This is a genomic window from Chamaesiphon sp., assembly GCF_041737865.1.
Classification (GTDB): Bacteria; Cyanobacteriota; Cyanobacteriia; order Cyanobacteriales; family Chamaesiphonaceae; genus Chamaesiphon.
In genome coordinates, this window is the sequence record NZ_JBGSQZ010000068.1 from 1 (window position 1) to 4,293 (window position 4,293).

Here is a 4,293-nt window from a genome sequence, read left to right on the forward strand (position 1 = left end):
GACGAGCAATCGTAAAAAGCCTGGGGAGAAGACCACCGCTGTCGCTGAGAAGCAATTTAATGCGGTAAGTGGACTTCGATGAACCAGGAACAAGAATCCCCCGCTATATCGGTACTCCGATTAGCGGTGGGAGTATGTCAAAGTTTTTAATATTGGTGGAAATAAATATCGGTTAATTGTTTATATTGACTATGAAGATGGCATCGTATTCATTAGACAGATCCTGACTCATCCTGAATACGATCGGGATGACTGGAAAGATGATAGTTGGTATGAGTGAAATATCTAATTCTATTGCAATTCTACTTTAATTTTAACGGGTAAATAGCTATGACCATTGTCAGCCATCCAAAATATCTGGATTTAATCAATGAGTTTCCACCACATCTCATCAGTTCGGAAGCTAATTATATCGCTGTCCAACAAGTTGTAGATTCCTTACTTGATGGAGGTCAACTTAGTCCAGAGCAACGAAAATACCTGAATTTACTGGGAGTAATAATTCATGAATATGAAGAGAGAACAGTTGAAATTCCAGATATTTATGGGGTAAAGCTATTGAATGTGCTAATTGAAGAATGGGGGTTGAAGCAGAAAGAATTAGTGCCGATTTTTAAGACTGAATCGATCGCGTCAGCGGTAATTAACGGTCATCGACAGCTTACCGTCGAGCATATTGAGAAGCTGGCGAAGTTTTTTCATGTGTCGCCAGCGGTTTTCTTTTCGCAGTCTTAATTATTTTTCTGTGCCAACTCTTTCTCTATTATGTTTGCTGTGGGAATCTTGTTCGAGTCCAGAGCCGTTTTCAAGTAGGTGAGATCGGCTTCAAAGTTCGATAGGTAAGTATCGACCTTGAGATTGCGATCGCACATCTCCAGCACCCAACGATGATGTTCGATCTCGCAAACTTCAAAATCCTGACAGTGGTTGGCTTTGAGTTCTTTGGACAACTTTGCTTGCTCGGTTTTGATGTTGAAGCCTAGCCAGTGAGCCATCTGGAGGACTGATGACCAATCGGCAAGGAGGAGACTATCGGGCTTGATGCGAGATTGGGGAATGATGCGATCGCGGATGGTTTTAAAGGCTGAGGTGGTGAGTTTTTTCATGGTAATGTTAATAGTCTGGGTGAATATTCACAACTCTAACTATTTACTTTGTTGGAGTTGTGAACGGAAGTTAATAGCTATCGATCGGGATAATTAGCTTTGTGAATCTAGTAATTTGTTGATAATAATCACGTCTAGACCATACTTAGCAATAATCCATGACTCAACCTCTGGGCTAAAGGTTTGGTTGACTGTAAGATAAGTATCTTTGGGATCTTCGGGAAGATGAAACAATGTTTTATCCTTGCACTGCCTCTTGAAGTATTTAAGCTGCTCTTGGAGTTCGATCGCGCAATCTACCACCATATCCGCATCGATTTCTTGTTGTGTGAAGGTGGGTATTACCTTCTGAAGACTTTGTAAAGATTCAGATACTTTTTGGTGTAATGGATCGACAAGATCGATGTCAGTCTTAAATCGGTCGATATAATCCATCAACGTCTTGCGATTGTCCGTTCTGAAGAAGTCGTATTGGTGTCCGCCACCAGTACCACCATTAGAGACAGTGGCGATCTTACTGTTGTCGAGGTAAATTTGGGCGGTGAATCTGAGAGTTTCATCGCCCCCAGCAGTTTTTAATTGTTTGAGTTGGAGTTTCATGATGATGATGTTGGGTTATTTGATAATGCTTGAAAGGAAAACGTTACTTTTGACGATCGATTAATTCGCTTGCTAAATCGCGGCAGCTACTGTGGTTAGTGGATGTCCACAACTTTAATAGATGAATTATTAAAGCTGTGGACGGTGTTATTTATTTGAAGAGAAATGCTGGCGGTTGATGCTCAAAAGCATCTTCATCTTCGTCTTCATCCTCATCTTCATCTAACAGCTCGTCATCTTCATCATCTTCATCAAAGTTGATGGTAGTGCTGCCATATTCAGCGGAAATCTCACTACACAATGATATTAATCTGTTCAATGCAGTTTGCTCGGTTGAGCTACAGCCCTTGTAATCTTCATCATCAAGTGATTCACGACACTCTAGCAAGCTGCGTAGTGTATTCTCAAATCGATTATAGGTTGCGTTACTCATTTTTCTTATATGTATTGTAGTTGTTTGGCTTGACTATTCTTGTGCTGATTTTTGGTATTGGCTCGATTGAAATTGGTTATCGTAAGCCTTTTGCAATTCCTCAGCACTTTCTGCATAACATTGAGAAGTTCGCCATTGGGCATCGGGGTAATCATGCCCCTGGCTGATTAACTTTTCCAAATATTCAAGGGCAGTGAGGCTCATTGAGGTAATTTGGATGCGGTGTTCAATCGCAACCTCTGCTGCTTGGATCGTAGCCATTCCCTCGCGATCGTCGATCTCTGACGATAGTAAGGCTAATTTGCGGAGGACTTTAAGTTGCTTGGTGGCAACTTTGTAGAGCTGGGGATTGGTTCGATAGTTGCTCATGATGATGTGTGTTATTGAGTTAGAGCCGTCCACAGGTTCAATAGATTTATTAATCTTGTGGACGAGCGAGTAATTTACTAATTTCGATGTTTGCGAATATCGTAAAAGTCGTCATTCTCTAGGTAATAGATCTGGCTAAGTCCGAGACGCGCAAGCGCAAAATCCATTGCGCTTGACAAAGATCCAAATCTGGTGCGCGGGCGCATTGAGGATATGCGCCCAATACAGTTCGGTTAGACCAAAATCGCCATGTTCAATTGACGAAACACTGAGGCATCTAGGCTGTTAATAAAGGTCATAGGGAGCTTATCCGAACTGTATTGGATGTGAGCCTACCTTTTTAAAAGATGCTGCTACTTAGTTACCAACTAGGCGGCTCGTCATCTGCCCGATTACCAGCATCATCAGAGATGATAAATCTACCTTCGCCACCGCCAGTTCCCTCAAGACGATCGTATTCCCATTCGTACAAATATCCTTTTTCATCTATAATCTCGCCCAACTCATAGTAATCTGCATCAAAACCAATCGTTAAGCCAATCGTGTTTCCCATGCTGTTGAGCAAGGGAGTTAGAGAATTTTTATGCCTGTTCAATATATTTGCCAGTTCTTTTGGCGATCCTTCGATCGTTATTTCAATGTTTTGAGTGAAGGTAACTTTCATGTTGGTGCGTGGGTTAATTGCTGTGATTTGTCGGTGCTGTTTGGCGATTGTCAGATTGCTGCGGCAACGATCTGATTCGAGAATTTCCGACCAAATATCATACCACCGTTGTTGTCGTAGACTGTCATCGAAATGGCGATGGGGTGGTCTGGAGGGATGCTAGCGATCGCTACTTCTTTGTCCCAGTAATAATTGTCTAGTTGTCCGCCGCCCTGCCAAACGATCGTTTTTCGGTAGCAAGCACGCTGATTGACGGACAAAAGTCCGTAGGAATGTGAGTAAAAGCTGATGAGCAATAAGTTTGGAGAGAAAAGAGAGGGAAAACTGTTAACCTGTTTTTATCTAAAAAAGCAGCACAGCTCGAAATGCTCGAAAAACCCTCTCGTCTTCATCATCAATTAATTAAGTTTGGGAGTCAATATAGTGACTGGGCAGACATTCGACACTTAGGAGTAATGTGTTGGATGATAGTGGGCTTAATTGGGGAAGGCAGCGTGAATCTGACCAAGTGGATAGACCATATCCAGACCAAGGCAAAAATTGCCCAAAGCACTCAAAAGCGACTATCACGATGGGTCAACAATCCACGAATTAACCCAGCCAAATTGTATAGCCCAATCGTCAAAGCAGTATTTGCTAACTGGAGCGACCCAGAAATATATCTGACATTTGACACCAGTATGTTGTGGGATGAATATTGTGTGATTCGGATCTGCGTGGTACATCTGGGTAGAGCAATTCCAGTAGGCTGGAGAGTAATTAAGCATAAAAGTAGCAGCGTCAAATTAGATACCTATCAAGACTTACTCAAACGAGTCGCCAAACTGCTACCCAGTCAGCCAAAGATAGTACTGCTGGCAGACAGAGGATTTGCTGATGCTCAACTAGTCCGTTATGTCAGACAACTGGGTTGGCAATGTCGGATTCGGATTAAGGGCAATTTTTTGCTGCGTCATCCTCGTCATGGTTGGCAGCAAGTCAATCAATTTCCGTTGACACTCGGCTCGGCTCAACTGATTCACAACGTTCAAATCCATAAACATAATTCTCTCACCGACGTCCATCTCGCCATTGGTTGGGAGCAAACATCTGGTGAAAAATGGTATATTCTCAGCACTGAA

Annotated in this window: 8 protein-coding genes and 1 pseudogene; 3 read left to right on the top strand and 6 right to left on the bottom strand. The window is 42.5% G+C overall.

Translation table 11 applies throughout. The annotated features are described in order from the left end of the window. The first annotated feature begins 151 nt into the window (after nucleotides 1-151). Together ACEW9J_RS05040 and ACEW9J_RS05045 are read left to right on the top strand one after the other, a co-directional pair. On the top strand, nucleotides 152-280 hold the full coding sequence (locus tag ACEW9J_RS05040) for a type II toxin-antitoxin system HigB family toxin (protein WP_373544053.1): 129 nt from the start codon (nucleotides 152-154) through the stop codon (nucleotides 278-280). A 50-nt stretch (nucleotides 281-330) separates the two neighbouring features. Beyond that, nucleotides 331-735 (top strand): type II toxin-antitoxin system HigA family antitoxin, encoded by a 405-nt coding sequence (locus ACEW9J_RS05045; protein WP_373544046.1) that lies wholly within the window; start codon nucleotides 331-333, stop codon nucleotides 733-735. On the opposite strand, the gene ACEW9J_RS05050 is transcribed toward ACEW9J_RS05045, so the two are convergent. From ACEW9J_RS05050 to ACEW9J_RS05075, 6 genes are all read right to left on the bottom strand, one after another. After that, on the bottom strand, nucleotides 732-1,106 hold the full coding sequence (locus ACEW9J_RS05050) for a hypothetical protein (RefSeq protein ID WP_373544047.1): 375 nt from the start codon (nucleotides 1,104-1,106) through the stop codon (nucleotides 732-734). The genes ACEW9J_RS05045 and ACEW9J_RS05050 overlap by 4 nt on opposite strands. 93 nt (nucleotides 1,107-1,199) lie before the next feature. Further along, the gene (locus tag ACEW9J_RS05055) at nucleotides 1,200-1,706 is read right to left on the bottom strand and encodes a hypothetical protein (protein ID WP_373544048.1); all 507 of its coding nucleotides are present in this window, start codon (nucleotides 1,704-1,706) and stop codon (nucleotides 1,200-1,202) included. Between the two features lie 151 nt (nucleotides 1,707-1,857). After that, on the bottom strand, nucleotides 1,858-2,139 hold the full coding sequence (locus ACEW9J_RS05060; RefSeq protein ID WP_373544049.1) for a hypothetical protein: 282 nt from the start codon (nucleotides 2,137-2,139) through the stop codon (nucleotides 1,858-1,860). A 33-nt stretch (nucleotides 2,140-2,172) separates the two neighbouring features. Then, complete coding sequence (locus ACEW9J_RS05065) at nucleotides 2,173-2,508, bottom strand: hypothetical protein (protein ID WP_373544050.1); 336 nt, start codon at nucleotides 2,506-2,508, stop codon at nucleotides 2,173-2,175. Nucleotides 2,509-2,869: 361 nt separating this feature from the next. Beyond that, nucleotides 2,870-3,172 (bottom strand): hypothetical protein, encoded by a 303-nt coding sequence (locus tag ACEW9J_RS05070; protein ID WP_373544051.1) that lies wholly within the window; start codon nucleotides 3,170-3,172, stop codon nucleotides 2,870-2,872. A gap of 50 nt (nucleotides 3,173-3,222) precedes the next feature. Next, on the bottom strand, nucleotides 3,223-3,432 hold the full coding sequence (locus tag ACEW9J_RS05075; protein ID WP_373544052.1) for a hypothetical protein: 210 nt from the start codon (nucleotides 3,430-3,432) through the stop codon (nucleotides 3,223-3,225). Nucleotides 3,433-3,537: 105 nt separating this feature from the next. On the opposite strand from ACEW9J_RS05075, the pseudogene ACEW9J_RS05080 reads away from it, so the two are divergent. Then, nucleotides 3,538-4,293 (top strand): annotated as a pseudogene (locus tag ACEW9J_RS05080) (transposase); the annotation flags it as partial.